We start from the raw sequence: 22,139 nt of genomic DNA, 5'->3' as shown, positions 1-22,139 counted from the left end.
CAGCGCGTATTGTGGGGCCATCTCAGTCGATCACTGCAGACGTCAGTTTTCAGGAGGAGTTGCGTTGCCGACGGGTCTTGAACACTCAGGGCGCCTGCCCGCCGCGTTTCACGCCGCCGGGACCTCGTCGTTCAGCGAGTTCCTCTCCGAGGTGGCACCGCAGATGCTGCCCGGCCGGCGGCCGCTCCCGCCCGGCATGGCCGCCGACGTGAGCGCGCACGCCACGACCATCGTCGCGATCAGCTGCGCCGACGGCGTCCTCATGGGCGGCGACCGGCGCGCCACGATGGGCAACCTCATCGCCCAGCGCGACATCGAGAAGGTCTTCGCCGCCGACGCCTACTCGCTCGTCGGCATGGCCGGCACCGCCGGCTTCGGCCTGGAGATGATGCGGCTGTTCCAGGTCGAGCTGGAGCACTACGAGAAGATCGAGAGCAGCATGCTCTCGCTGGAGGGCAAGGCCAACCGCCTGGCCAGCATGGTGCGCAACAACCTCGGGGCCGCCATGCAGGGCCTCGCCGTGGTGCCGCTGTTCGCGGGCTTCGACCTCGACGCCAAGAGCGTCGAGGAGGCCGGGCGCATCTTCAGCTTCGACGTGGCCGGCGGCGTCTACGAGGAGCGTGGCTACGACTCGATCGGCTCCGGCTCGCTGTTCGCCAAGTCGTCGCTCAAGAAGCGCTACCGCCCGGGCGTGACCACCGAGGAGGCGGTCAAGCTGGCGATCGAGGCGCTCTACGACGCGGCCGACGACGACACCGCGACCGGCGGCCCCGACCTGCTGCGCGGCATCTTCCCGGTGGTCATGATCGCCACGGTGGAGGGCACCCGCCGGCTCAGCGACGACGAGACCCGCGCCGTCGCCGAGCAGATCATCCGCGAGCGGTCCGACAACCCCGGCGTCTGAGTCCCAGCCGTCCCGACTACCAGCAGAAGGAGAACTCGCCACCGTGGCCATGCAGTTCTACGCCTCGCCCGAGCAGATCATGCGGGACCGCTCGGAATACGCGCGCAAGGGCATCGCCCGTGGTCGCAGTGTCGTGGTGCTCAGCTACGAGGGCGGCGTGCTGTTCGTCGCCGAGAACCTGTCGACCGCGCTGCACAAGGTCAGCGAGATTTACGACCGGATCGGTTTCGCCGCCGTCGGCCGCTACCCCGAGTTCGAGAACCTCCGCTCGGCCGGGGTCCGCCTGGCCGACCTGCACGGATACTCCTACGGCCGCCGCGACGTGACCGGCCGGCAGATCGCCAACGCCTACGCCCGCACCCTGGGCGCGATCTTCACCCAGGAGCAGAAGCCCTACGAGGTGGAGATCTGCGTCGCCGAGGCGGGGGCCACCGCGGCCGACGACGAGCTCTACCGGATCACCTACGACGGCTCCGTCCAGGACGAGCCGGGCCTGGTCACCATGGGCGGGCAGTCCGACACCATCTCCGGCGCCGTGAAGAGCCGCCTGCGGCCCGACCAGACGCTCGCTGAGGCCCTGAAGCTGGCCGTCGAGGGTCTGGGCAGCGTCGGCGGGGAGGGCGGGCAGCCGCGCAAGCTGCAGGCCAACCAGCTGGAGGTCGCGGTCCTGGACCGCAACCGGCCCGGGCGCACGTTCCGCCGGCTCACCGGGCTGGCCCTGACCGCGATCCTGGAGGACGCCTCGGCGGTCAAGTCCGCCGACGTGGAGGGCGGCCTCGAGGACAAGCCGCAGCCGCCGGCCTCGCCGAGCCCCGCCGACAACGCCTCGGGCGGCGCCGAAGACGAATAATCTTCACAAAAAAGGGCCGGGTCGCTCGACCCGGCCCTTTGCTGTGTGCTCAGGCGCGGATGATCGCCAGGAGCAGCACGATGAACGCGCGGCCCAGGTAGATCGACGCCTTGATGGGGGAGTTGCTCGGGGTGCCGGCCATCCGCGGGCGCATCGCCACCGGGATCTGGGTGATCTTGTACTTGTTGCGGGCCAGCCGGACCAGCACCTCGATGGTGTCGCCAAGGTACTCCGCCGGGTACCAGTTGGCGAAGAACTCGATCACCCGCCGGTTGCAGGCCCGGTGCCCCGACGTCGTGTCGGTGAGCCGGGTGCCGGCCATCGCGGACAGGACCGCCGAGAGCATCTTCATCGCCCACTTGCGCGGGCCGGTGACCGAGTAGCCACCCTCGCCGGCGAACCGGGCGCCGATGACCAGGTCGTTCTCGTCCAGGGCGTCGACGAGCTTCGGGATGTACCGCGGGTCGTGCTGCCCGTCCGCGTCGACCTGGATGGCCACGTCGTAGCCGTGGTCGCGGGCGTAGCGGTAGCCGGTGCGCATCGCGCCGCCCACGCCGAGGTTGAACGGCAGCCGGGCGACGATCGCCCCGGCCGCGGCGGCCTTGGCGGCGGTGTCGTCGGTGGAGCCGTCGTCGACGACGATGATGTCCACGCCGGGCAGCTCGCCGTGCACCTCGCGCACGACGTCGGCGATCGACCCGGACTCGTTCCAGGCCGGGATGATGATGAGGACCCGCTTACCGTTGATCATCCGGGCCCACCTCCTGGGGCGCGAGGGATTCGTGGGACTCGTAAGGGGCGAGCTCCTGCGGCCGGGGGCGACCCAGTTCGCTGCGCAGCAACGCCAGGTCCTCGGCCAGCGTCCGGGTCTCTTCCTCGAGCCGGCTGACCTCCCAGCTGAGGTGTACGGTCACCAGCAGCAGGAACACGATGCCGAAGAACATCACCAGGCTCACGCCGGAGGCGATGCCGACGAGCTTCGCGATCTTGTCGATGATGACCGGGAAGATCGCCAGCGGCACCATGAGGATGCCGACCGCGAGCCACAGAATGGCGTACTTCTCCTGGAGCTGCCGCCTCCGCAGCAGTTCGATCATGAAGGCCAGGACGGCTATCGCCGTGATGACCGTGACGATGGTGAGCTTCAACGCGGGGCCTCGTCTGCTCGGGTAGCGAACGCCGGGTCGGCGAGCGCTGCGGTCAGCATGTCATGCCACGGGCGCATCGGTGCCAGCCCGGCCGCCGCCCAGCGCGCGTGCCCGAGCACGCTGTAGGAGGGGCGGGGCGCAGGCCGCTTGAACGCCTCGCTGCTGGTGCGGCGGACCCGGGCCGGGTCGTGGCCGGCGCCGGCGAAGACCGCCTCGGCCAGCCCGTGCCACGAGGTCTGGCCCGAGGCCGTGCCGTGGTAGACGCCGGCCGGCGCGCCGCCGTCGGCCAGGGCGATCAGCCGCTCGGCCAGGTCCCGCGACCACGTCGGCTGGCCGACCTGGTCGTCGACCACGTCGACGAACTCGCGCTCGCCGGCCAGGCGCAGCATCGTGGCCACGAAGCTCTTGCCGTGCGCGCCGTAGAGCCAGGCGGTACGCACCACGTAGCCGGTCGCGGGCAGCGTGTCGAGCACCGCCCGCTCGCCGGCCAGCTTGCTGCGCCCGTAGGCGTTGATCGGCGCCGTCGGCGCGTCCTCCGCGTACGGCGCGTCGGCGTCGCCGGGGAAGACGTAGTCGGTGGAGACGTGCAGCAGGCGGGCGCCGGCGGCCGCGCAGGCGGTGGCGAGCGTGGCCACGCCGGTGCCGTTCACCGCGGTCGCGCCGGCCTCGTCCGACTCGGCGCGGTCGACGTCGGTCCAGGCGGCCGCGTTGAGGACCACGTCGTGCCCCTCGACCAGGTCGCGGACCTTCGCCGTGTCCGTGATGTCCAGTTCGGCGCGGGTGGCGGCGGTGACGTCCCGGCCGGCCAGCACGTCGAGCAGGTCGTGGCCGAGCATGCCGCCGGCCCCGGTCACCAGGTAGCGGGTCACGGTCAGTGGCCCAGCGCCGCGCGGGCCTTGAGCGGCTCCCACCAGGCCCGGTTCTCGTTGTACCAGGCCACCGTCTCGGCGATGCCCTGTTCGAAGGTGACCTGGGGGGTGTAGCCGAGCTCGTTGCGGATCTTCTCGATCGACAGCGAGTACCGCCGGTCGTGGCCCTTGCGGTCCTCGACGTAACGCACCGAGGAGTCCCAGTCCCGCCCGGTCGCGTCCAGCAGCACCTCGGTCAGCTCGCGGTTGGTGAGCTCCCGGCCGCCGCCGATGTTGTAGACCTCGCCGGAGCGGCCCTTCTCCAGGGCCAGCTGAATCCCGGCGCAGTGGTCGGACACGTGCAGCCAGTCGCGGATGTTGCCGCCGTCGCCGTACAGCGGCACGGTCGCCCCATCGATGAGATTGGTCACGAACAGCGGGATGACCTTCTCGGGGAACTGGTAGTGGCCGTAGTTGTTCGAGCAGCGGGTCACCACCACCTCCATGCCGTGGGTGCGGTGGTAGGCCAGGGCGAGCAGGTCGGAGCCGGCCTTGGAGGCCGAGTACGGCGAGTTCGGCGCCAGCGGCCACTCCTCCGTCCAGGACCCCTCCTGGATCGAGCCGTACACCTCATCGGTCGACACGTGCAGGAAGCGCCCGACCCCGGCCGCCCGGGCCGCGTCGAGCAACACCTGGGTGCCGAGCACGTTGGTCGTCACGAACGGGCCCGCGCCCAGGATGGAGCGGTCGACGTGCGACTCCGCGGCGAAGTGCACGACCGCGTCGTGGCCCGGCATCAGCTCGCCGACGAGGCCGGCGTCGCAGATGTCGCCCTCCACGAACGTGAGCGCAGGGTCACCGTCGACGGGGGCGAGGTTCTCCCGGTTGCCCGAATAGGTGAGTTTGTCGAGGACGGTCACGGCAGCACCGGCATATGCGGGATAGCCGCCGCTCAGCAGGGTGCGCACGTAATGCGAGCCGATGAAACCGGCACCGCCGGTGACGAGAATTCTCACGGGTTCGGGAGTCTAGTGCAACCGAGTCACGGCCGGGTCGACCCCGGTTGGCCACAGCCCGTAAGGTGACCGGGTGCGTGGCATCATCCTCGCCGGTGGGACCGGCTCGCGTCTGTGGCCCTTGACGAAGGCCGTGTCGAAGCAACTGATGCCGGTCTTCGACAAGCCGATGATCTACTACCCGCTCACCACGCTGGTGATGGCGGGCATCACCGAGATCCTGGTGATCACCACTCCCGAGGACTCCGACCAGTTCCAGCGGCTGCTCGGCGACGGCTCCCAGTGGGGGCTGCAGATCAGTTACGCGACCCAGCCCCGCCCCGAGGGCCTGGCCCAGGCGTTCATCATCGGCGCCGAGTTCATCGGCGACGACAGCGTGGCGCTGGTGCTCGGCGACAACATCTTCCACGGCGCCGCGCTCGGCCAGCGTCTCTCCGACAACGCCGACGTCAAGGGCGGCCGGGTCTTCGCCTACCCGGTGGCCAACCCGCAGGACTACGGCGTCGTCGATTTCGCCCCAGACGGCCGCGTGCTCTCGATCGAGGAGAAGCCGGCCCGGCCCAAGTCGCGCTATGCGGTCCCCGGGTTGTACTTCTACGACAACCGCGTCGTGCAGATCGCCCGCGAGCTCAAGCCGAGCGACCGGGGCGAGCTGGAGATCACCGCGGTGAACGCCGCGTACCTGGAGCTCGACGAGCTGCACGTGGTCGTGCTGGACCGCGGCACCGCGTGGCTGGACACCGGTACGTTCAACACGATGGTGCAGGCGGCCGAGTTCGTGCGCGTGATCGAGGAGCGGCAGGGCCTCAAGATCGGGTGCGTGGAAGAGGAGAGCTGGCGGGCCGGGCTGATCAGCGACGATGAGCTGCGGGCGCTGGCCGAGCCGCTGCGCAAGAGTGGTTACGGGGACTACCTGCTGCACCTGCTGGACTGGAAGAACTAGGGCCTGTTTCATGACTGGGGTGGGAGCGAGGCGGAGTCCAGATTTCGTCTGGTGGTGGCCCGCGGGAGCCAGGCTACCGGTGTTGTAACCGGGCTTCCGCGGGACGCCGCCAGGCGGAATCTGGGCCCGCCGCAGCCCCGCCTCAGTCATGAAACAGGCCCTGTCCCACCGGGTGGCTTTGCGCACCCGCTACCACGACCGACACGCTACGGAGTCAGCACGTGAAGATCCGACAGCTCTCGATCGGCGGCGCCTGGGAGATCACCCCCGTGCTGCACGGGGACCCCCGCGGCCTGTTCGCCGAGTTCTACCGCTTCGACCACCTGGCCGCCGAGGTGGGCCACCCGCTGCGGCTGGCGCAGGGCAACCTGTCCGTCTCGGCGCGCGGGGTGGTGCGCGGCATCCACTTCGCCGACGTGCCGCCGGGGCAGGCGAAGTACGTCATGTGCACCCGCGGGGCCGTGCTCGACGTGATCGTGGACATCCGGGTCGGATCCCCGACATTCGGCCGCTGGGAGGGCGTGCAGCTCGACGACGTCGACCGGCGCGCGGTGTACGTCTCCGAGGGCCTCGGGCACGGGTTCTGCGCCCTGAGCGACGATGCCACCCTGACGTACCTGGTCTCCGAGTCCTACAACCCGACGGGTGAGCACGGCATTCACCCGCTCGACCCGGAACTGGCCATCGCCTGGCCCGCCGAGGACCCGACGCTGTCGGCCCGCGACGCCGCCGCGCCTACCCTGGCCCAACTGCGCGAAGAGGGGCGGCTGCCGGACTACGCCACCTGCCAGGGGTATACGGAAAGTCTCCGGTCCCAATAGGTTCGAATCCGGCCTCAGGCGGCTAATGTCTGTACATGGACCGGCGAATTTTCGGCCTTGAGACCGAATACGGGGTCACGTGCACCTACCGGGGGCAGCGTCGCCTGTCCCCGGACGAGGTCGCCCGCTATCTCTTCCGGCGCGTCGTGTCGTGGGGCCGTTCCAGCAACGTCTTCCTGCGCAACGGCGCGCGCCTCTACCTGGATGTGGGCTCCCACCCGGAATACGCCACTCCCGAATGCGACTCGGTGCCCGATCTGGTCGTCCACGACCGGGCCGGCGAGCGCATCCTCGAGGGCCTGCTCGTCGATGCCGAGCGGCGCCTGCACGACGAGGGCATCGCGGGCGAGATCTACCTGTTCAAGAACAACACCGACTCCGCCGGGAACTCGTACGGCTGCCACGAGAACTACCTCGTCAGCCGGCACGGCGAGTTCGGCCGCCTGGCCGACATCCTCATCCCGTTCCTGGTCACCCGCCAGCTGATCTGCGGCGCCGGCAAGGTGCTGCAGACCCCGCGCGGCGCCGTCTACTGCCTCTCGCAGCGCGCCGAGCACATCTGGGAGGGCGTGTCGTCGGCGACCACCCGGTCCCGCCCGATCATCAACACCCGCGACGAGCCGCACGCCGACGCCGAGCGCTACCGGCGCCTGCACGTCATCGTCGGCGACTCCAACATGAACGAGGTCACCACGCTGCTCAAGGTCGGCACCGCCGACATCGTGCTGCGCATGATCGAGGCCGGGGTGGCCATGCGGGACCTCTCGCTGGAGAACCCGATCCGCGCCATCCGCGAGGTGTCCCACGACATCACCGGCCGCCGCCGGGTCCGCCTGGCCAGCGGCAAGGAGATCTCGGCGCTGGAGATCCAGCAGGAGTACTTCGACAAGGCCACCGAGTTCCTGGACCGCCGCGGCGCCGACGCCGCCACCAAGCGGGTCATGGACCTGTGGGGCCGGGTCCTGAACGCCGTCGACACGGGCAACCACAAGGACGTCGAGCGCGAGGTCGACTGGGTGACCAAGCTCGGCCTGATCGAGCGCTACCAGGCCAAGCACGACCTGCCGCTGTCCCACCCGCGGGTGGCCCAGATGGACCTGGCCTACCACGACCTGCGCCGCGGCCGGGGCCTCTACGGCCTGCTGGAGAAGCGTGGCCAGGTCGACCGGGTCGCCACCGACCTGGAGATCTTCGAAGCCAAGGAGACCCCGCCGCAGACCACCCGGGCCCGCCTGCGGGGCGAGTTCATCCGCCACGCCCAGGAGCGCCGCCGCGACTTCACCGTCGACTGGGTGCACCTGAAGCTCAACGACCAGGCCCAGCGCACCGTCCTGTGCAAGGACCCGTTCCGCGCCTACGACGAGCGCGTCGACCGCCTGATCGCGAGCATGTGACGCACGAGGCTGACGGGGGTTAGGCTGGCCGGCGCTATGTATGACGCACCGGACCAGCCGCCCCCGAAGCCGAAGAAGCTCGACGCCGACTTCAACCCGGACCGCCCCGCGAAGAGCCGTCAGGGCCGGCGGCTGCAGCGCATCCGCGAGGAGATCGAGCGCAACCGGACCGAGGGGCCGAAGTACCCGACGTGGCTGCTGGCCTCGCTGCTGATCGTCATCGTCGCCGCCTTCGTCCTGATCGTGGTCTACGCGTGAGACCCGCGGCCGGGCTCCTCGCGGGGGCGGTCCTGCTCCTGCTCGCCGCCTGCACCGGCGACGGCGCCCAGCACCGGCCGCTGCCGGCCGCCCCGGCCGCCGACGAGGTCTCCCACCGGCCGCTGGCCTCACCCACCCTCCCGCCGGTGGTCAACTCCGACGGCTGCCAGGGCCTGATCTCCGCCGCCCAGGTCCAGCAGGCCACCGGCCTGCCGGTCGGCGCCAGCCAGGGCGACGGCGCCGCGGCGGCCGCCCAGTACGGCCAGGCCGCCCAGACCCTCGGCCTGACCGCCCAAGCCCGGATGTGCCCCTTCGGCAGCGCCGCCGGCGATCAGGTCACGGTCGTCGCCCTGACCTTCGCCGACGCGGGCCAGGCCCAGAAGCTGTGGACGACGATCGTGTCCCTGGAGGCCGTTGGCGGGGTCGGCGAGGCGGCGCTGAGCGACAAGTCCAAGACGCTGCTGACCCGCCGGGGCAAGGCCATCGTCGCCGTGTACCTGGTGGCCGCCGCCGATCCCGGCGCCGACCACCTGCCGCAGCTCCGCTCGGTCGCCGGCACCGCCCTGGCGAAGGCCTGACGCCGGTCGCCGCGGTGCCGGCCCGCGGTGGCGGATCTGTCGCGGCTCCGCTGGGTCGCCAGCGCCGGAACGGCATCATCGAGCGTGCCGGCGGCGAGGCCCTGATCGGCGGCGGGCTCGCTCTGGCGAAGGCTTGACGCCGGCTCAGCCCGCGACGGTCGCCGCGTGCCGGCCCGCGGCGGCGGACCTGTCGCGGCTCCGCTCGGTCGCCAGCGCCGGAACGGCACTATCGAGCGGGCCGGCGGCGAGGCCCTGATCGGCTCAGCCGGCGACGGTTGCCGCGTGCCGGCCCGCGGCGGCGGCGGACAGGAAGTAGGCCTCGTCCTCGGCCAGGCCGCGGCCCATCGTCGAGAGCTTCGCCGGCAGGGCGGTCAGGGCCGGCAGCAGGTCGCGGGACGGCACCTCGACCAGGGTGTGCGGCGGGCACAGGGCGGCCAGCGCCTCCCGGACCTCGCCGGCCAGCGGCTCGGGCAGGTCGGAGGGCATGACCAGGTCGGCGGAGGCCAGGGCGACGCGGCCGAAGGCGGTCAGGCTGTGGTGGGACACGCCGCGGTGGCGCGGGCGCGGGTCGGCGTCGGAGATGCGCGGGGCGGCGATCGGGTGCCCGCCCAGCGCGGCCACCGCGTTGACCGCCTCGCCCGCCGCGACGCCCGAGAAGCCCCAGCTTGTGCCGGTGCCGAGGTTGCCCGGGCCCTGGGTGACGATCGCCAGGTCGGCGCCGAGGCCGTGGCGGGCGGCGAGCAGGCCGCTGTGCACGTTCGTGGACTCCAGGTCACCGCCGAAGGCCTGGCCGGTGGTGACCGTGCCGGCCAGCAGGGGGCGCAGGGCGTCCAGGGTGCGCGAGAACCAGGCCGGCAGGGCGCCGCCGTCGGTCATCACGTAGGCGATGCGGGTGTCCGGGCGGACGGTCAGGGCGCCGGCGACCACGGCCGGGAGGGCGGAGTGCAGGTCGGCCACGACCACCGGCAGGGCCTCGAGGTCGGTGGCGCCGGCCAGGGCGTGACGCAGGCCGGAGGCCTCCTCGTCGGCGGCCAGGACGATGGCCTGCAGCGGGGTGTACCGCGCCTTGACGACGTGGCCCGGGACGTCGGCGTCCTCGGGGAGCCGGTCCGGGACCGCCACGACGAGGGCGTAGCCGCCGGTGCCGAGCCCCAGCGCGAGGGCGTTGAGGTTGAGCAGCACGCGGTCGCCCGGCTCGGGGGTGCCGACGAGCCGGGGGTAGGCAAGGGCCCGTACCGTCGCCGGGTCTTCTGCTCTTCTCGACTCGACCGTCACCTCGAGCTCCAGGCTGCCGCGCCACTCGCGGCGGGCCTCGACGACGGTTCCCCAACGCCAGCGGATCACGGCGCATACCGTAACGCAGCGACACTGCGCGCTTTCGTGGTGACCGTAGGTTGCAGTCCGTGTGGGCGGCGCAGAACAGGCGTTCGGGCTGGTAGGTTCGCTGCGTGTCGCGGACCCGAACCGAGCGCCTGGTCAATCTGGTGATCTGCCTGCTCGCTACGCGCCGCTTCCTGACCGCCGAACAGATCGCCGCGATCGTGCCCGGATACGAGCACGATCCGAACGACGAGCGCGACCACGAGGCCTTCCAGCGGAAGTTCGAGCGGGACAAGTCAGAGCTGCGCGAGCTCGGGGTGCCGCTGGAGATGGGCACCGCCAGCATCTTCGACAACGAGCAGGGTTACCGCATCGCGCGCCGCGAGTATGCGCTGCCCGACATCCCGCTCGCGCCCGACGAGGCGGCGGCGGTCGGCATCGCGGCCCGCCTGTGGCAGCAGACCGGGCTGGCCGCGGCGGCGTCCTCGGGGCTGGCCAAGCTGCGGGCCGGCGGGATCGACGTCGACCCGCACGCCACGCTCGGCGTGGAGGCCGTGGTCACCGTCGACTCCGCGTTCGAGCCGCTGACCGCGGCGGTGCGGGACCGGCAGGCGGTCACGTTCTCCTACGAGGTGCCCGAGCGCGACTCCGCCGGCGTGCGGCGGCTGCAGCCGTGGGGCGTGGTGTGCTGGCGGGGCCGGTGGTATGTCGTCGGCCACGACCTCGACCGCGACGCCGAGCGGTGCTTCCGGCTGTCCCGGATCGTCAGCGGGGTGCGCCGGATCGGCCGGCGCGGCGCCTACGAGCCGCCGAAGGTGGACCTGATCGCCCGGGTGGCCCGGTCCAGCGGGCCGGTCGAGCGCACCGGGCGGGCGACGGTGCTGGTCCGCCCCGGCAAGGCCGCGGGGGTACGGCGCTGGGCCGAACGCTGCGTCAGCGGCCCGGACGGCGACCGGCTCACCCTGAGCTACGCCGACGCCGACCAGTTCGCCGCCTGGCTGGTGGGCTACGGCGCGGACCTCGTCGTGCTGGACCCGCCCGAGGTGCGCGAGCACATGGTGCGCCGCCTGCGCGCGGTCGCCGCCGCCTACGAGCCGGTGGAGAAGGTGCCCGCGTGACCGCTCCGGAGCGAAGCGGAGGGGCGTCGTCGCCGGAGCGCAGCGGAGGTGGCGGCGTGACCGGTCCGGAGCGAAGCGGAGGTGGCGGCGTGAGCCGTCCGCAGCGATGCGAGGAGGGGGCGTGACGACGTCGGCGGACCGGCTGGGCCGGATGCTCAACCTGGTGCCCTACCTGCAGGCCCGCCCGGGGATCACGCTCGCCGAGGCCGCCGCCGACCAGGGCATCACCGAGCGGCAGCTGCGCGAGGACCTCGAGCTGCTGTGGATGTGCGGGCTGCCGGGGTACGGCCCAGGGGATCTCATCGACATGGCGTTCGTCGGCGACAGCGTCACCCTGACGTACGACGCGGGAATCGACCGCCCGCTGCGCCTCACCCCCGACGAGGCGCTCGCCCTCATCGTCGCGCTGCGGATGCTCGCCGAGACGCCGGGAGTCACCGGGGGCGACGGCGTGCACCGGGCGCTGGCGAAGATCGAGCACGCGGCCGGTGACCTTGCCGATGCGCCGGTGGCGGTGCGGCTGCCCGGCAACACCGACCGCCTGGAGGAGCTGCGCGGGGCGGTGGACCGGCGTCGGGCGCTGCGGATCACGTACTACACGGCGACCCGGGACGAGACCAGCGATCGGGTGGTCGACCCGATGCGGGTGCTCGTCGTCGGCCGGTGGGCCTACCTGGAGGCCTGGTGCCGGCGCGCCGAGGCGGTCCGGCTGTTCCGCATCGACCGCATCGACGCCAGCACCGAGCTCGACGAGCCGGCCCGGGTGCCGCAGCAGGCCCGGCCGACCGACACCCGCGGCGGGAGCCTGTTCACGCCGACCCCGGACCTGCCCCTCGTCACGCTGCGGGTGGGCCGGGGCGCGCGGTGGATCACCGAGCAGTACCCCTGCGAAGAGATCGTCCGCGGGCCCGGCGAGCACTGGACGGTGTCGCTGCGCGCCTCCGACCTCGACTGGGCCCGCCGGTTGGTGCTCGGGCTCGGCGCCGAGGTCACCGTCGTGGCCCCCGCGCAGCTCGCCGCGGCCGTCGCTGCCGAGGCGCACGCGGCGCTGGACGCCTACGTGCATTAAGGTCGGTCACGTGTTGTGGTGGATCTCGGGCGGCATCGTCCTGCTCGCGCTCATCGTCCTGGTTGGGGTGGTCCTGAGTGTCATGGGCCGAATGCGCGCGTTCGACAACGCCGCCCGGGCCCTGCAGGCCCGCCTCGTCGACGGGCAGCGGCGGGTCGAGCCGCGGGTCGCCGCGCTCCAGCAGACGGTCGAGACCATGTTGCCGCAGCTGGAGGCCATGCAGGCCCAGGCCGCCGAGCGGGCCGGGGGCCGGGGCAGTGCATTGGCCGAGTTAGAGAACAGTTAACAAGCCTGCCGGATCAACCGGGGCAAAGTACACCTTTGTCCGGACGGATGGTTGACGATCGGGCAGGACCCGGCAACACTCGTCAGGACTTCAGCGGCCGGACCCCATTCCGCAATCCCCGGCCACTGCCCTCACCCACCCGTGGTCAGTACGATGGGTACGGCAGCTCGAATACAGTGAGGTGGCTTCACATGGGTGCAGTTAGGCCGTGGCACATCATCGTCTTGGTGGTGGTGCTGATCCTGCTGTTCGGCGCGAAGCGCCTGCCTGACGCGGCACGGTCGCTCGGCCGCTCGATGCGGATCATCAAGGCCGAGACCAAGGGCCTGGCGGACGACGACGTGGACGCCAAGGCCGAGGCGCAGTCGGGCCGGGCGCCCCTCAGCGGCACGATCGCCGACAACCAGCCGTCGCCGAAGCCGCAGGTCGACCCGGTCGATCACGCTCGCGAGCGCTGAGGCGCGCTCGGGTCGTGAGCATCCTCGCACGGCGGCGGGACAAGCAGCCGTCGAACTTTGAGCGTGCAGCAGATGGCTCCATGACCCTCTTGGAGCATCTGCGGGAACTCCGCACGAGGCTCTTCCGGGCATCCATCGCGATCGTGCTCGGCCTCATCGTCGGGTACCTGCTGCACACCTACGTCCTGCACATCCTGCAGGACCCTTACTGCACGCTGTCCGAGAAGCTGGTGCGTCAGGCCAACCACGGCAACCTCCCGGCGGGCTGGCAGTGCCAGTTCGTGGTGCTCAAGGTTACCGACCCGCTGCTGCTCACGCTGAAGATCTCGCTGTACGTCGGCCTGATCGCCTCGTCGCCGTTCTGGATGTATCAGCTGTGGGCCTTCGTCGCCCCCGGCCTGCACCGCAACGAGCGCAAGTGGGCCTACGTGTTCGCCGGCCTCGCCGCCCCGCTGTTCGCGGCCGGCGCGGTGCTCGCGTTCATCGTGGTGTCCAAGGGCCTGGAGTTCCTGGTGAACTTCATGCCACCGTCGACATCACTGCTGATCGAGGCAATGGCGTACGTCGACTTCGTCACCGGCATGATGCTGGTGTTCGGCGTGGCGTTCGAGTTCCCGCTGGGCATCATGCTGGCCAACATCGCCGGCATCGCCACCGGCAAGCGCCTGCTCGGCTGGTGGCGGATCGCGGTCTTCATCTTCTTCGTGTTCGCCGCCATCGCCACCCCGACGGCCGACCCGTTCGGCATGACGTTCCTGGCGCTGTGCATGTCGCTGCTGTACTTCGGCGCGGTGGTCTTCGCGCTGGTCAACGACAAGCGGCGGGGCCGCAACCGCCCGGCGTACGCGAACATCGGCGACGACGAGGTCTCCTCGCTGGACGGCTACGACGTCGAGCCGGTCGAGGCGGCCAGCCCGATCGACGGGTACGACCCGATCGACGCGCCCACCCCGGTGGCCGCGCCGACGGCGGTCGAGCGCCCGAAGCCGCTGGACCGCGGCTACGACGACATCACGTAATCAACGGTTCAAGCGCAGCGCCCCGGCGGCCATAGGCCCCGGGGCGCTGAACGTTTACAGTCTGCGCCGTGAACATCGCGTTACTCGCCAACCCCACCGCCGGCAAGGGCCGGCGCGCCTCGCTGCTGCCCGTGGTCGTGGAGCGGCTCGGGGCGGGCGGGGCGGCGGTGACCGTGCTGGCCGGCGGCAGCGCCGCGCAGGTGCGGGCCGAGGCGCACCGGGCCGTCGAGGACGGGTGCGACGCGCTGGTGGCGATGGGCGGCGACGGCACCGTGCACCTCGGGCTGCAGGCCGTGGCCGGGCGCCCGGTGCCCTTCGGGATCGTGCCGGCCGGCACCGGCAACGACTTCGCGGTGCGGCTCGGCCTGCCCGCCTCGCCGGTGGCCGCGGCCGGGGTGGTCGCCGACGCGCTGCGGGACGGCACCCGCCGGTCGATCGACCTGGCCCGGCTGGAGGGGGCCGACGGGACCCGCGTGTGGTTCGGCGCGGTGCTCGCCGCCGGGTTCGACGCCTTCGTCAACGAGCGGGCCAACCGCATCCGGTGGCCGCGCGGGCCGCAGCGCTACAACCGCGCGATCGTGGAGGAACTGCTGGCGTTGCGGCCGCGGCGGTACCGCATGAGCCTTGACGGCATCCCGGCCGAGTTCGACTCCGTGCTCGTGGCGGTGGGCAACACGGAGAGCTACGGCGGGGGCTTCCGCATCCTGCCGGGGGCCGACCCGGCCGACGGGCTGCTCGACGTCGTGGTGGCCGAGCCGCTCGGCCGCCTGACCCTGATGCGGCTGCGCCCGAAGGTCCTGAAGGGCACCCACGTCCACGACCGCCGCGTCCGCACGATGCGCGCGAGGACGGTCGAACTGGCGGCGGACGGCGTGACGGCCTACGCGGACGGCGAGCGGATCTGCCCCCTGCCCGTGACGATCACCTGCGTGCCGGGCGCCCTGACCCTGCTGGGCTGATCGACGCGGGCAGCGCGGGGGCCTGCGGATCGCGCAGGGTACGGAACAACAGCAGGCTCAGGGCCGGCATGGCGATCAGCGGCGTGAGGGCGGTCCTGAGCGACGTCGCGTCGGCCACCGCGCCGATGACCGGGCTGGCGAGGCCGCCGATGCTCACGGTCAGGCCCAGGGTGATGCCACTGGCGGTGCCGACCCTGGTGGGCAGGTAGTCCTGCCCGAGCGTGACCTGCAGCGAGAACGGCACGTACAGGCCGGCCGACGTCAGCGCCACGAAGAGGTAGACGGCGGGCCCGGGGACCCACACCACGCCCGCGATCGCGGCGACGGTGACCGCGTAGGACCAGCGGGAAACGGCCACCCTGCCCCAGCGGGCGGCCGCGGAGCCACCCAGCACCGAGCCGACCACCCCGCCGAGGTAGAGCACGAACAGGGCGGCGGTACCCGCGGCCGGGCTTCCACCCGTTCGTTGCTGGACGTACAGGGAGATGAACGTGCTGAGGCCAACGAACGCGATCGACCGGAACACCACCGCCAGCGTCAGCCGCACGAACGACGCAACGTCGTTGCGCCCGACCGGTGCCGGGGCACCGCTGTCAGCCCTCTTGCGCTTCGACAGCGCGCGCAGCACGGGCAAGGACATCGCGGTGCCGGCGAGGGCCGGCACGAGCAGCAGCGGTGTCCACCTCAGGCCCCCGGCGGCCGCGACCGCGGCGACCATCAGCGGCGCCAGCGCGAAGCCGGCGTTGCCGCCGGTGGCGAAGTACGCCATGGCGGTGTGACTGCCTTCGCTGGCCTCGCGAGCGATGCGCGCGGACTCGGGATGGTAGGCGGCCACACCGATGCCGGAGATCGCCACGAACACCAGGGTGAGGGCGTAGTTGCCGCTCAGCCCGCTCAGCGCGATGCCCACTCCGCCCAGCAGCGTGCTGACCGGCAGCAGCCACGGCATCGCCCAGCGGTCGGTGAGCGCGCCGAACGCCGGCTGCGCGACCGAGGACAGCAGCGACGCGGCGAGCACGATGCCGGACGCCGCCGCGTACGTGTAGGCACGCTCGGCGACGAACAAGGGCACCAGGGCCGCGACGGTGCCCTGGTAGACGTCCACGCAGGCGTGCCCGACGGACAGCAGCGTGATGGAGGTGTTTCTGCGCACCGACCGATGGTTCCAACGCACCACCGTGTCTGGCTTCCGATATTCTGCCAAACAATGGAGGAGATCCGCCATGATCCGGTGGCGCCCACGCGTGCCCAATGGCTCGCGGCGGGCGGTGAGATCGAGGCCCACCGCCACGACGATCACCAGATCATCTATGCCGCCCGCGGGGTGCTGGCCGTGACGACCAGCGAGGGGTCCTGGGTCGCCCCGGGCACTCGCGCGATCTGGGTGCCGGCCGGCACCGCGCACGCCCACCGCGCCTACGGCGACCTCGAGCTGCACCTGGTGGGGCTGCCCGCCGGCAACAACCCGCTCGGCCTGGAAACCCCGGCCGTCCTGTCGGTCGGCCCGCTGTTACGCGAGCTGATCATCGAGTACACCCGCACGGCCGGCGAGCAGAGCCCGCAACGCCACCGGCTGTGCGCCGTGCTGCTCGACCAGTTGCGCGCCTCACCCCAGCAGCCCCAGCACGTGCCGGCCCCCACCGAGCCGCTGCTGCGTGCCGTGTGCGCGCTCCTGCAGGCCGACCCGGGCGACAACCGTACCCTCGCCGATCTCGGCCGCGAGGTCGGCGCCAGCGACCGCACCCTGTCCCGGCTGTTCCGCCGCGACCTCGGCATGACCTTCCCGCAGTGGCGGACCCAGCTGCGCCTGCACCACGCGCTGATCCTGCTCGCCGACAAGACGCCGGTGACCTCGGTGGCCCACCAGTGCGGCTGGTCGTCGGCCAGCGTGTTCATCGACGTGTTCCGCCGCACCTTCGGCCACACCCCGGGCACGCACCCCACGAGCTAATGCCCCCGCAGACGGAAAGCCGGGCGCGCAGCGCCCGGCTTTCCGGCAGAACGGCCGATTCAGGCGGCGTTGTGGATGCGGACCTTGACGCCGCTGCCGGCGCGCTCGGTCGACACGTCGGACTGGTCGACCCCGGCCGGCAGCGAGAAGCTCTTGCTGAACGAGCTCGAGCTGGACGACGAGGAGGAGAAGTGGCCGCCCCCGAAGTCCTGGCTCTGCGAGGTACTGCTGCCGCTCTGGCCCTTGATCGTCAAGCGGCCGCCGGAGACCTCGACGTGGACGTCGGACGGGTTCACGCCCTCGACCGTGATGACGAGGTCGTCGCCGTCGCGGGTGGTCGTGACCGACGGGCCGTGGGCGTGGGACGCGGCGTTGCCGAGGTCCTGCTCCAGGCGGGCCAGGGCGTTGTGGGGATCCCATCGGTTCAGGGGCATGACGTACCTCCGCAGCAAGGAAAAAAATCTCGTCGTCTGGTTGCACTGTCGTCGCGGGGGAACGGCGCGACAAGCGCAGAGCCGATGTTGCGACACTGATTCCCGCGATCGCGCCGTGTGACACATGCCGTCAGATGAGCCGGAGCACGGCGCCGAGGCCGTGGATTTTGCCCGGTTCACTCTCCGGGAGGACGAGGACGCTGCAGCCGGCCGCCGTGGCTCCGGCGTCGGCGGGGGTGTCCCCGACCATGAGCGCGCGCTCCGGGTCGACCTTCAGGGCTGCGCAGGCCCGCCAGAAGATGGCCGGGTCGGGCTTGGTCCGGCCGACCTCGTAGGAGAGCACGAACTCGTCGACGAGGTCGGCGATGCCGAGCTCGCCGGCCAGCGCCCGCAGGTCGAAGCCGATGTTGCTGACCACCGCCACGGGCACGCCGGCCGCGCGCAGGGCCCGCAGGGTGGGCACGGTGTCGGTGTAGAGCCCCCACCCGTCGGCGATCAGGAGCCGGTCGTACAGCGCCGTGGCCAGCGCCTCGTCGACGGTCGCGGCCAGCCCGGTGAAGCAGGCCCGGTGCGCGGCGACGGAGAGGTCCCGGTCGGCCCACACCTCGGCCAGGTGCGGCGGCACGCGGTTGGGCTTCGGCCCGCCGGCCCGCCCGGCGGTGGTGAGCCGGTCGGCCAGGACGGTCGCCTTGCCGCGGTCCAGGGTCGTGCCGACGCTCTGCGCGGCGAGGGTGACCCAGCGCACGGGGTCCTCCACCTGCGCGAGCGTGCCGTGGAAGTCCAGGAGCACCGCCTCAATCGGTCGTCGGGACGTGAGTGCGTCATCGCTTTCCGGCACGCCAGCACGATACCTATGAGCGGATCCGTGCCTGCTTCGCCTAGCCTTGGGGGCGTGAGCGGCACCGAGGACCCCCAGCTGAGCCCCGCAGACCGATACCAGGCGGCCCGAGAGCGCGCCCAGGACGTCGCCCGGCACCCGGCCCTGGCAGGGTTCGCCGACGAGCTCGAATTCGAGCTGGACCCGTTCCAGGCCGAGGCCTGCGAGGCGCTGGAGCGCGGCTCCGGCGTGCTCGTGTGCGCGCCCACCGGCGCCGGCAAGACCGTCGTCGGCGAGTTCGCCGTGCACCTCGCGCTGCGGCAGGGGCGCAAGTGCTTCTACACGACGCCGATCAAGGCGCTGTCCAACCAGAAGTACAACGACCTGGTGCAGCGCCACGGCGCGGAGAAGGTCGGGCTGCTCACCGGCGACAACGCGATCAACGGCGAGGCGCCCGTGGTGGTGATGACCACCGAGGTGCTGCGCAACATGCTGTACGCCGGATCCTCCTCCCTGCACGGCCTGTCCTACGTGGTCATGGACGAGGTGCACTACCTCGCCGACCGGTTCCGTGGCGCGGTGTGGGAGGAGGTGATCATCCACCTGCCCGAGTCGGTGACCCTGGTGTCGCTGTCGGCGACCGTCTCCAACGCCGAGGAGTTCGCCGACTGGCTCGTCACCGTGCGGGGCGAGACGTCGGTCGTGGTGAGCGAGCACCGGCCGGTGCCGCTGTGGCAGCACATGCTCGTGGGCAAGCGGATGTTCGACCTGTTCCACGACGCCGAGGCCGCGCAGAAGCACGACGTGCACCCCGAGCTGCTGCGCTACCACCGCGAGATGCTCCGCCGGGTGGAGCTGGCCGGCGGCGACGTGCGCCGGGGCAAGCGGGGCCGCTGGACCGGGCCGCACCGCCCGGAGATCGTCGAGCGGCTCGACCGCGAGGGCCTGCTGCCGGCGATCCTGTTCATCTTCAGCCGGGCCGGCTGCGACGCCGCCGTGCAGCAGTGCCTGGCCGCCGGGCTGCGCCTCACCGGGCCGGACGAGCGGGCCGAGATCCGCACCATCGTCGAGGCGCGCACCAAGCACATCCCGAGCGAGGACCTGCAGGTGCTCGGATACTGGGAGTGGCTCGACGGCCTCGAGCGCGGCCTCGCCGCCCACCACGCCGGCATGCTGCCCGCGTTCAAGGAGGTCGTCGAGGAGCTGTTCGTGCGCGGCCTGGTCAAGGCCGTGTTCGCCACGGAGACCCTCGCGCTGGGCATCAACATGCCGGCCCGGTGCGTGGTGCTGGAGCGGCTGGTCAAGTACAATGGCGAGGCTCACGTCGACCTGACGCCGGGGGAGTACACCCAGCTGACCGGCCGGGCGGGGCGCCGCGGCATCGACGTCGAGGGGCACGCGGTCGTGGTCTGGGCGCCCGAGGTCGACCCCCGCCACGTCACCGGGCTCGCCTCCACCCGCACCTACCCGCTCAAGTCCAGCTTCCGCCCGTCGTACAACATGGCGGTCAACCTCGTCGGCAGCGTCGGCTTCACGGAGGCCCGCGAACTGCTGGAGAGCTCGTTCGCGCAGTTCCAGGCCGACCGGTCGGTGGTGGGGCTGGCCCGCCAGGTGCAGCGCAACACCGAGACCATGGCGACGTACGCCGGCGAGATGGCCTGCCACCTCGGGGACTTCGAGGAGTACTTCGGCATCCGCGTCGCCATCGCCGAGCGCGAGAAGGCGATCGCCCGCCAGGGCGTGCAGCAGCGCCGCGCGGCCGCCCTGGAGTCGCTCGAGCGGCTGCGCTCCGGCGACGTGATCCGGGTGCCCGCCGGGCGCCGTTCCGGCCTGGCCATCGTTATCGACCCGGGCACCGGCGGCTTCGGCGAGCCCCGCCCGCTCGTGCTGACCGAGGACCGCTGGGCCGGGCGGATCTCCGGCGCCGACTTCACCGCCCCGGTCGAGCCGATCGGCCGGGTCCGGGTGCCGCGGCAGTTCAACTACCGCTCGGCCCAGGACCGCCGCGACCTCGCCGCCCAGCTGCGCCGCATGGAGGCGGCCCCGCCGGCCGAGCGCGGCAAGGGGGGCCGGGCCCGCAACAGCGCCGCCGCCGACGACCACGAGCTCGACACGCTGCGCGCCTCGCTGCGCCGCCACCCCTGCCACCGCTGCCCGGAGCGCGAGGAGCACGCCCGCTGGGCCGAGCGGCGCTGGCGCCTGGAGCGCGACACGGAGGGCCTGCGCGGCAAGGTGGCCAGCCGGACCGGCTCGCTGGCGCGCACCTTCGACCGGATCTGCGGCCTGCTCACCGACCGCGGCTACCTGACCGACGCGGGCGGGGTCAGCGACGCCGGCCGGATGCTCGCCCGGATCTGGTCGGAGACCGACCTGCTCGTGGCGGAGTGCCTGCGCCGCGGGGTGTGGGACAAGCTCGGCCCGGCCGAGCTGGCCGCCGCCGTCAGCGTGCTGGTCTACGAGGCCCGCCGGGAAGCCGAGGACCGGGCATCGGTACCGCGGGGAGAAGTCACCGACGCCATCGACGCCACGCTGAAGCTCTGGGCCGACCTCCGCGAGGACGAGGACTCCCGCGGGCTGCAGATGACCCGCGAGCTCGACCTGGGGTTCGCCTGGCCGATGTACCGCTGGGCCCGCGGCGAGTCGCTCACCAAGGTCCTCGGCAGCGTCCACGGCCTCGAGGGCGACATGCCGGCCGGCGACTTCGTGCGCTGGTCGCGCCAGGTGCTCGACCTGCTCGGTCAGCTCGCCGACGCCGCCGGGGCGCCCGAGCCGATCCGGCGCACCGCGCGCCTGGCGATGGCCGCCATCACCCGCGGCGTGCTGGCATACAGCGTCATGGCCTGATCACTCACCGATTTTTCCGTTCCTGCGGCTTACGCGGATTAGAAAAAATCGTTCGGATCCGCAATGATGCTCACGCCGGTGCATTGGTTGGAGGAGCCTCGTGGATCAGCTGCACCATTTCACGTACGGAGCGATCACCCCGATCTTCGCCTACGCCATGTCGTTCCTGGGTTCCCTGCTCGGTCTCGTGAGCACCGCCCGGGCCCGCGCTGCCCAGGACACCCGCCGCCGGGCCTGGCTGCTCGTGCTCGCCGCCTGGGCGATCGGCGGCACCGGCATCTGGGTCATGCACTTCATGGCCATGGTCGGCTTCAGCGTGCAGGACAGCCCGCTGCGATACGACGTGCCGACCACCGTGGCGAGCTTCTTCATCGCCGTCGTGACCGTCGGCGTCGGCCTGTTCATCGTGGGCCTGGGCAAGCCGAAGATCTGGAAGGTCCTCGTCGGCGGGCCGATCACCGGCGTGTCCGTCGCCTTCATGCATTACACCGGCATGGCGGCGATGAACATCAACGGCAAGTTCGAGTACATGCCGTCGCTGTACATCGCCTCCTACGCGATCGCCGTCGTCGCCGCCACCGTCGCCCTCTGGTTCACGCTGGTCGTGCGCGGCATCGCCGCCACCATCGCCGCCGCGGCGGTCATGGGCGTCGCGGTCTGCGGCATGCACTACACCGGTATGTACGCGATGCAGGTCCACCTCGACCACGACTTCAAGACCGTTCCCGGCGTCGACGTCAACTGGTTCCTCGCCCCGATCGTCCTCTTCGTCCTGGTCGTGGTCATCGCCCTGGCCAGCGCCGTGATGGCCGTGCCGTCGGAGCGCGAGCAGGCCGAGGCGGAGGCCGTGCGCGAGAAGCTCGCCGCCGGCCAGGCCCTGCGCGCCACGGGCGGCCCGGTCTTCGGCGGCGGCTCCAACAGCGGCGTCACCCCGCCGCCGGCCGCCCCCGGCAAGACCGGCCAGGCGTTCGCGGCCCGGGCGGCCAACGGCATCGCCGACGCCCGCCGCCAGCGCGGCCGGTAACGCTCACGAACCTTGTAAGGCCGCGGTGCGCCTGATCGACTTCACCGGCGCCCGGTACTTCCGTGCGGAGGAGATCACCC

The 22,139-nt window shown here is 71.9% G+C and carries 24 protein-coding genes; 16 read left to right on the top strand and 8 right to left on the bottom strand.

Annotated features, from left to right (window positions below; translation table 11 throughout):
* The first annotated feature begins 64 nt into the window (after positions 1–64).
* Both prcB and prcA read left to right on the top strand, forming a co-directional pair.
* On the top strand, positions 65–904 hold the full coding sequence (gene prcB, locus AB0M46_RS26190) for a proteasome subunit beta (protein WP_363339938.1): 840 nt from the start codon (positions 65–67) through the stop codon (positions 902–904).
* A 43-nt stretch (positions 905–947) separates the two neighbouring features.
* Positions 948–1,754, top strand: coding sequence for a proteasome subunit alpha (gene prcA / locus AB0M46_RS26185; RefSeq protein ID WP_363339936.1), 807 nt, complete (start codon positions 948–950; stop codon positions 1,752–1,754).
* A gap of 49 nt (positions 1,755–1,803) precedes the next feature.
* Here the strand turns inward: prcA and AB0M46_RS26180 are convergent, their stop codons facing one another.
* The 4 genes from AB0M46_RS26180 to rfbB are packed head-to-tail and all read right to left on the bottom strand — an operon-like array spanning position 1,804 to position 4,766.
* Positions 1,804–2,505 carry a glycosyltransferase family 2 protein gene (locus tag AB0M46_RS26180; protein WP_363339934.1) on the bottom strand — a complete coding sequence of 234 codons (702 nt, stop codon included), beginning with the start codon at positions 2,503–2,505 and terminating at the stop codon, positions 1,804–1,806.
* The gene (locus AB0M46_RS26175; protein WP_363339932.1) at positions 2,492–2,902 is read right to left on the bottom strand and encodes a DUF2304 domain-containing protein; all 411 of its coding nucleotides are present in this window, start codon (positions 2,900–2,902) and stop codon (positions 2,492–2,494) included. The genes AB0M46_RS26180 and AB0M46_RS26175 overlap by 14 nt, the downstream gene beginning before the upstream one ends.
* Positions 2,899–3,771 (bottom strand): dTDP-4-dehydrorhamnose reductase, encoded by an 873-nt coding sequence (gene rfbD, locus AB0M46_RS26170; protein WP_363339930.1) that lies wholly within the window; start codon positions 3,769–3,771, stop codon positions 2,899–2,901. The genes AB0M46_RS26175 and rfbD overlap by 4 nt, the downstream gene beginning before the upstream one ends.
* A gap of 2 nt (positions 3,772–3,773) precedes the next feature.
* The gene (gene rfbB / locus AB0M46_RS26165) at positions 3,774–4,766 is read right to left on the bottom strand and encodes a dTDP-glucose 4,6-dehydratase (RefSeq protein WP_363339928.1); all 993 of its coding nucleotides are present in this window, start codon (positions 4,764–4,766) and stop codon (positions 3,774–3,776) included.
* 73 nt (positions 4,767–4,839) lie between these two features.
* Between rfbB and rfbA the strand changes: the two genes are divergently transcribed.
* The 5 genes from rfbA (at position 4,840) to AB0M46_RS26140 (ending at position 8,760) form a co-directional block, all read left to right on the top strand.
* A complete protein-coding gene (gene rfbA / locus AB0M46_RS26160) occupies positions 4,840–5,709 on the top strand; it encodes a glucose-1-phosphate thymidylyltransferase RfbA (protein WP_363339926.1) in 870 nt (289 codons plus the stop codon).
* 221 nt (positions 5,710–5,930) lie between these two features.
* Positions 5,931–6,530: a dTDP-4-dehydrorhamnose 3,5-epimerase gene (rfbC, locus tag AB0M46_RS26155; protein ID WP_363339924.1), complete on the top strand. Its 600-nt coding sequence runs from the start codon at positions 5,931–5,933 to the stop codon at positions 6,528–6,530.
* 35 nt (positions 6,531–6,565) lie between these two features.
* Positions 6,566–7,924, top strand: a complete 1,359-nt coding sequence (gene pafA / locus AB0M46_RS26150; RefSeq protein WP_363339922.1) for a Pup--protein ligase — start codon at positions 6,566–6,568, stop codon at positions 7,922–7,924.
* A gap of 36 nt (positions 7,925–7,960) precedes the next feature.
* Positions 7,961–8,182, top strand: coding sequence for a hypothetical protein (locus AB0M46_RS26145; protein WP_363339920.1), 222 nt, complete (start codon positions 7,961–7,963; stop codon positions 8,180–8,182).
* Entirely contained in the window at positions 8,179–8,760 is a 582-nt protein-coding gene (locus AB0M46_RS26140; RefSeq protein ID WP_363339918.1) for a hypothetical protein, read from the top strand. The genes AB0M46_RS26145 and AB0M46_RS26140 overlap by 4 nt, the downstream gene beginning before the upstream one ends.
* Positions 8,761–9,021: 261 nt before the next feature.
* Here AB0M46_RS26140 and AB0M46_RS26135 read toward each other — a convergent pair whose 3' ends face one another.
* Entirely contained in the window at positions 9,022–10,104 is a 1,083-nt protein-coding gene (locus AB0M46_RS26135; protein ID WP_363339916.1) for a DUF3866 family protein, read from the bottom strand.
* Positions 10,105–10,208: 104 nt separating this feature from the next.
* Between AB0M46_RS26135 and AB0M46_RS26130 the strand changes: the two genes are divergently transcribed.
* From AB0M46_RS26130 to AB0M46_RS26105, 6 genes are all read left to right on the top strand, one after another.
* Positions 10,209–11,198: a WYL domain-containing protein gene (locus AB0M46_RS26130; RefSeq protein ID WP_363339914.1), complete on the top strand. Its 990-nt coding sequence runs from the start codon at positions 10,209–10,211 to the stop codon at positions 11,196–11,198.
* A gap of 121 nt (positions 11,199–11,319) precedes the next feature.
* The gene (locus AB0M46_RS26125; RefSeq protein ID WP_363339912.1) at positions 11,320–12,267 is read left to right on the top strand and encodes a WYL domain-containing protein; all 948 of its coding nucleotides are present in this window, start codon (positions 11,320–11,322) and stop codon (positions 12,265–12,267) included.
* A 10-nt stretch (positions 12,268–12,277) separates the two neighbouring features.
* Positions 12,278–12,553 (top strand): hypothetical protein, encoded by a 276-nt coding sequence (locus AB0M46_RS26120; RefSeq protein WP_363339910.1) that lies wholly within the window; start codon positions 12,278–12,280, stop codon positions 12,551–12,553.
* A 191-nt stretch (positions 12,554–12,744) separates the two neighbouring features.
* A complete protein-coding gene (gene tatA / locus AB0M46_RS26115) occupies positions 12,745–13,011 on the top strand; it encodes a Sec-independent protein translocase subunit TatA (RefSeq protein ID WP_344616934.1) in 267 nt (88 codons plus the stop codon).
* Between the two features lie 80 nt (positions 13,012–13,091).
* Entirely contained in the window at positions 13,092–14,030 is a 939-nt protein-coding gene (gene tatC, locus AB0M46_RS26110; RefSeq protein WP_363339908.1) for a twin-arginine translocase subunit TatC, read from the top strand.
* Positions 14,031–14,098: 68 nt separating this feature from the next.
* The gene (locus AB0M46_RS26105; RefSeq protein ID WP_363339905.1) at positions 14,099–14,989 is read left to right on the top strand and encodes a diacylglycerol kinase; all 891 of its coding nucleotides are present in this window, start codon (positions 14,099–14,101) and stop codon (positions 14,987–14,989) included.
* Here AB0M46_RS26105 and AB0M46_RS26100 read toward each other — a convergent pair.
* Positions 14,952–16,142, bottom strand: coding sequence for an MFS transporter (locus tag AB0M46_RS26100; protein WP_363339903.1), 1,191 nt, complete (start codon positions 16,140–16,142; stop codon positions 14,952–14,954). The two genes, AB0M46_RS26105 and AB0M46_RS26100, sit on opposite strands and share 38 nt — an antisense overlap.
* 78 nt (positions 16,143–16,220) lie before the next feature.
* On the opposite strand from AB0M46_RS26100, the gene AB0M46_RS26095 reads away from it, so the two are divergent.
* Positions 16,221–16,940 carry a helix-turn-helix transcriptional regulator gene (locus AB0M46_RS26095; protein ID WP_363339901.1) on the top strand — a complete coding sequence of 240 codons (720 nt, stop codon included), beginning with the start codon at positions 16,221–16,223 and terminating at the stop codon, positions 16,938–16,940.
* Positions 16,941–16,999: 59 nt separating this feature from the next.
* Here the strand turns inward: AB0M46_RS26095 and AB0M46_RS26090 are convergent, their stop codons facing one another.
* Positions 17,000–17,374 carry an Hsp20 family protein gene (locus tag AB0M46_RS26090; protein WP_363339899.1) on the bottom strand — a complete coding sequence of 125 codons (375 nt, stop codon included), beginning with the start codon at positions 17,372–17,374 and terminating at the stop codon, positions 17,000–17,002.
* Between the two features lie 130 nt (positions 17,375–17,504).
* Entirely contained in the window at positions 17,505–18,212 is a 708-nt protein-coding gene (locus tag AB0M46_RS26085) for an HAD-IA family hydrolase (RefSeq protein ID WP_363339897.1), read from the bottom strand.
* Between the two features lie 54 nt (positions 18,213–18,266).
* Between AB0M46_RS26085 and AB0M46_RS26080 the strand changes: the two genes are divergently transcribed.
* On the top strand, positions 18,267–21,035 hold the full coding sequence (locus AB0M46_RS26080; protein WP_363339894.1) for a DEAD/DEAH box helicase: 2,769 nt from the start codon (positions 18,267–18,269) through the stop codon (positions 21,033–21,035).
* A gap of 100 nt (positions 21,036–21,135) precedes the next feature.
* Positions 21,136–22,059: an MHYT domain-containing protein gene (locus AB0M46_RS26075; RefSeq protein WP_363339892.1), complete on the top strand. Its 924-nt coding sequence runs from the start codon at positions 21,136–21,138 to the stop codon at positions 22,057–22,059.
* Positions 22,060–22,139 lie beyond the last annotated feature (80 nt).

It is taken from the genome of Dactylosporangium sp. NPDC051485 (assembly GCF_040682015.1).
In the GTDB taxonomy this organism is placed as follows: domain Bacteria; phylum Actinomycetota; class Actinomycetes; order Mycobacteriales; family Micromonosporaceae; genus Dactylosporangium.
This window is presented reverse-complemented; position numbering and strand designations above follow the sequence as displayed.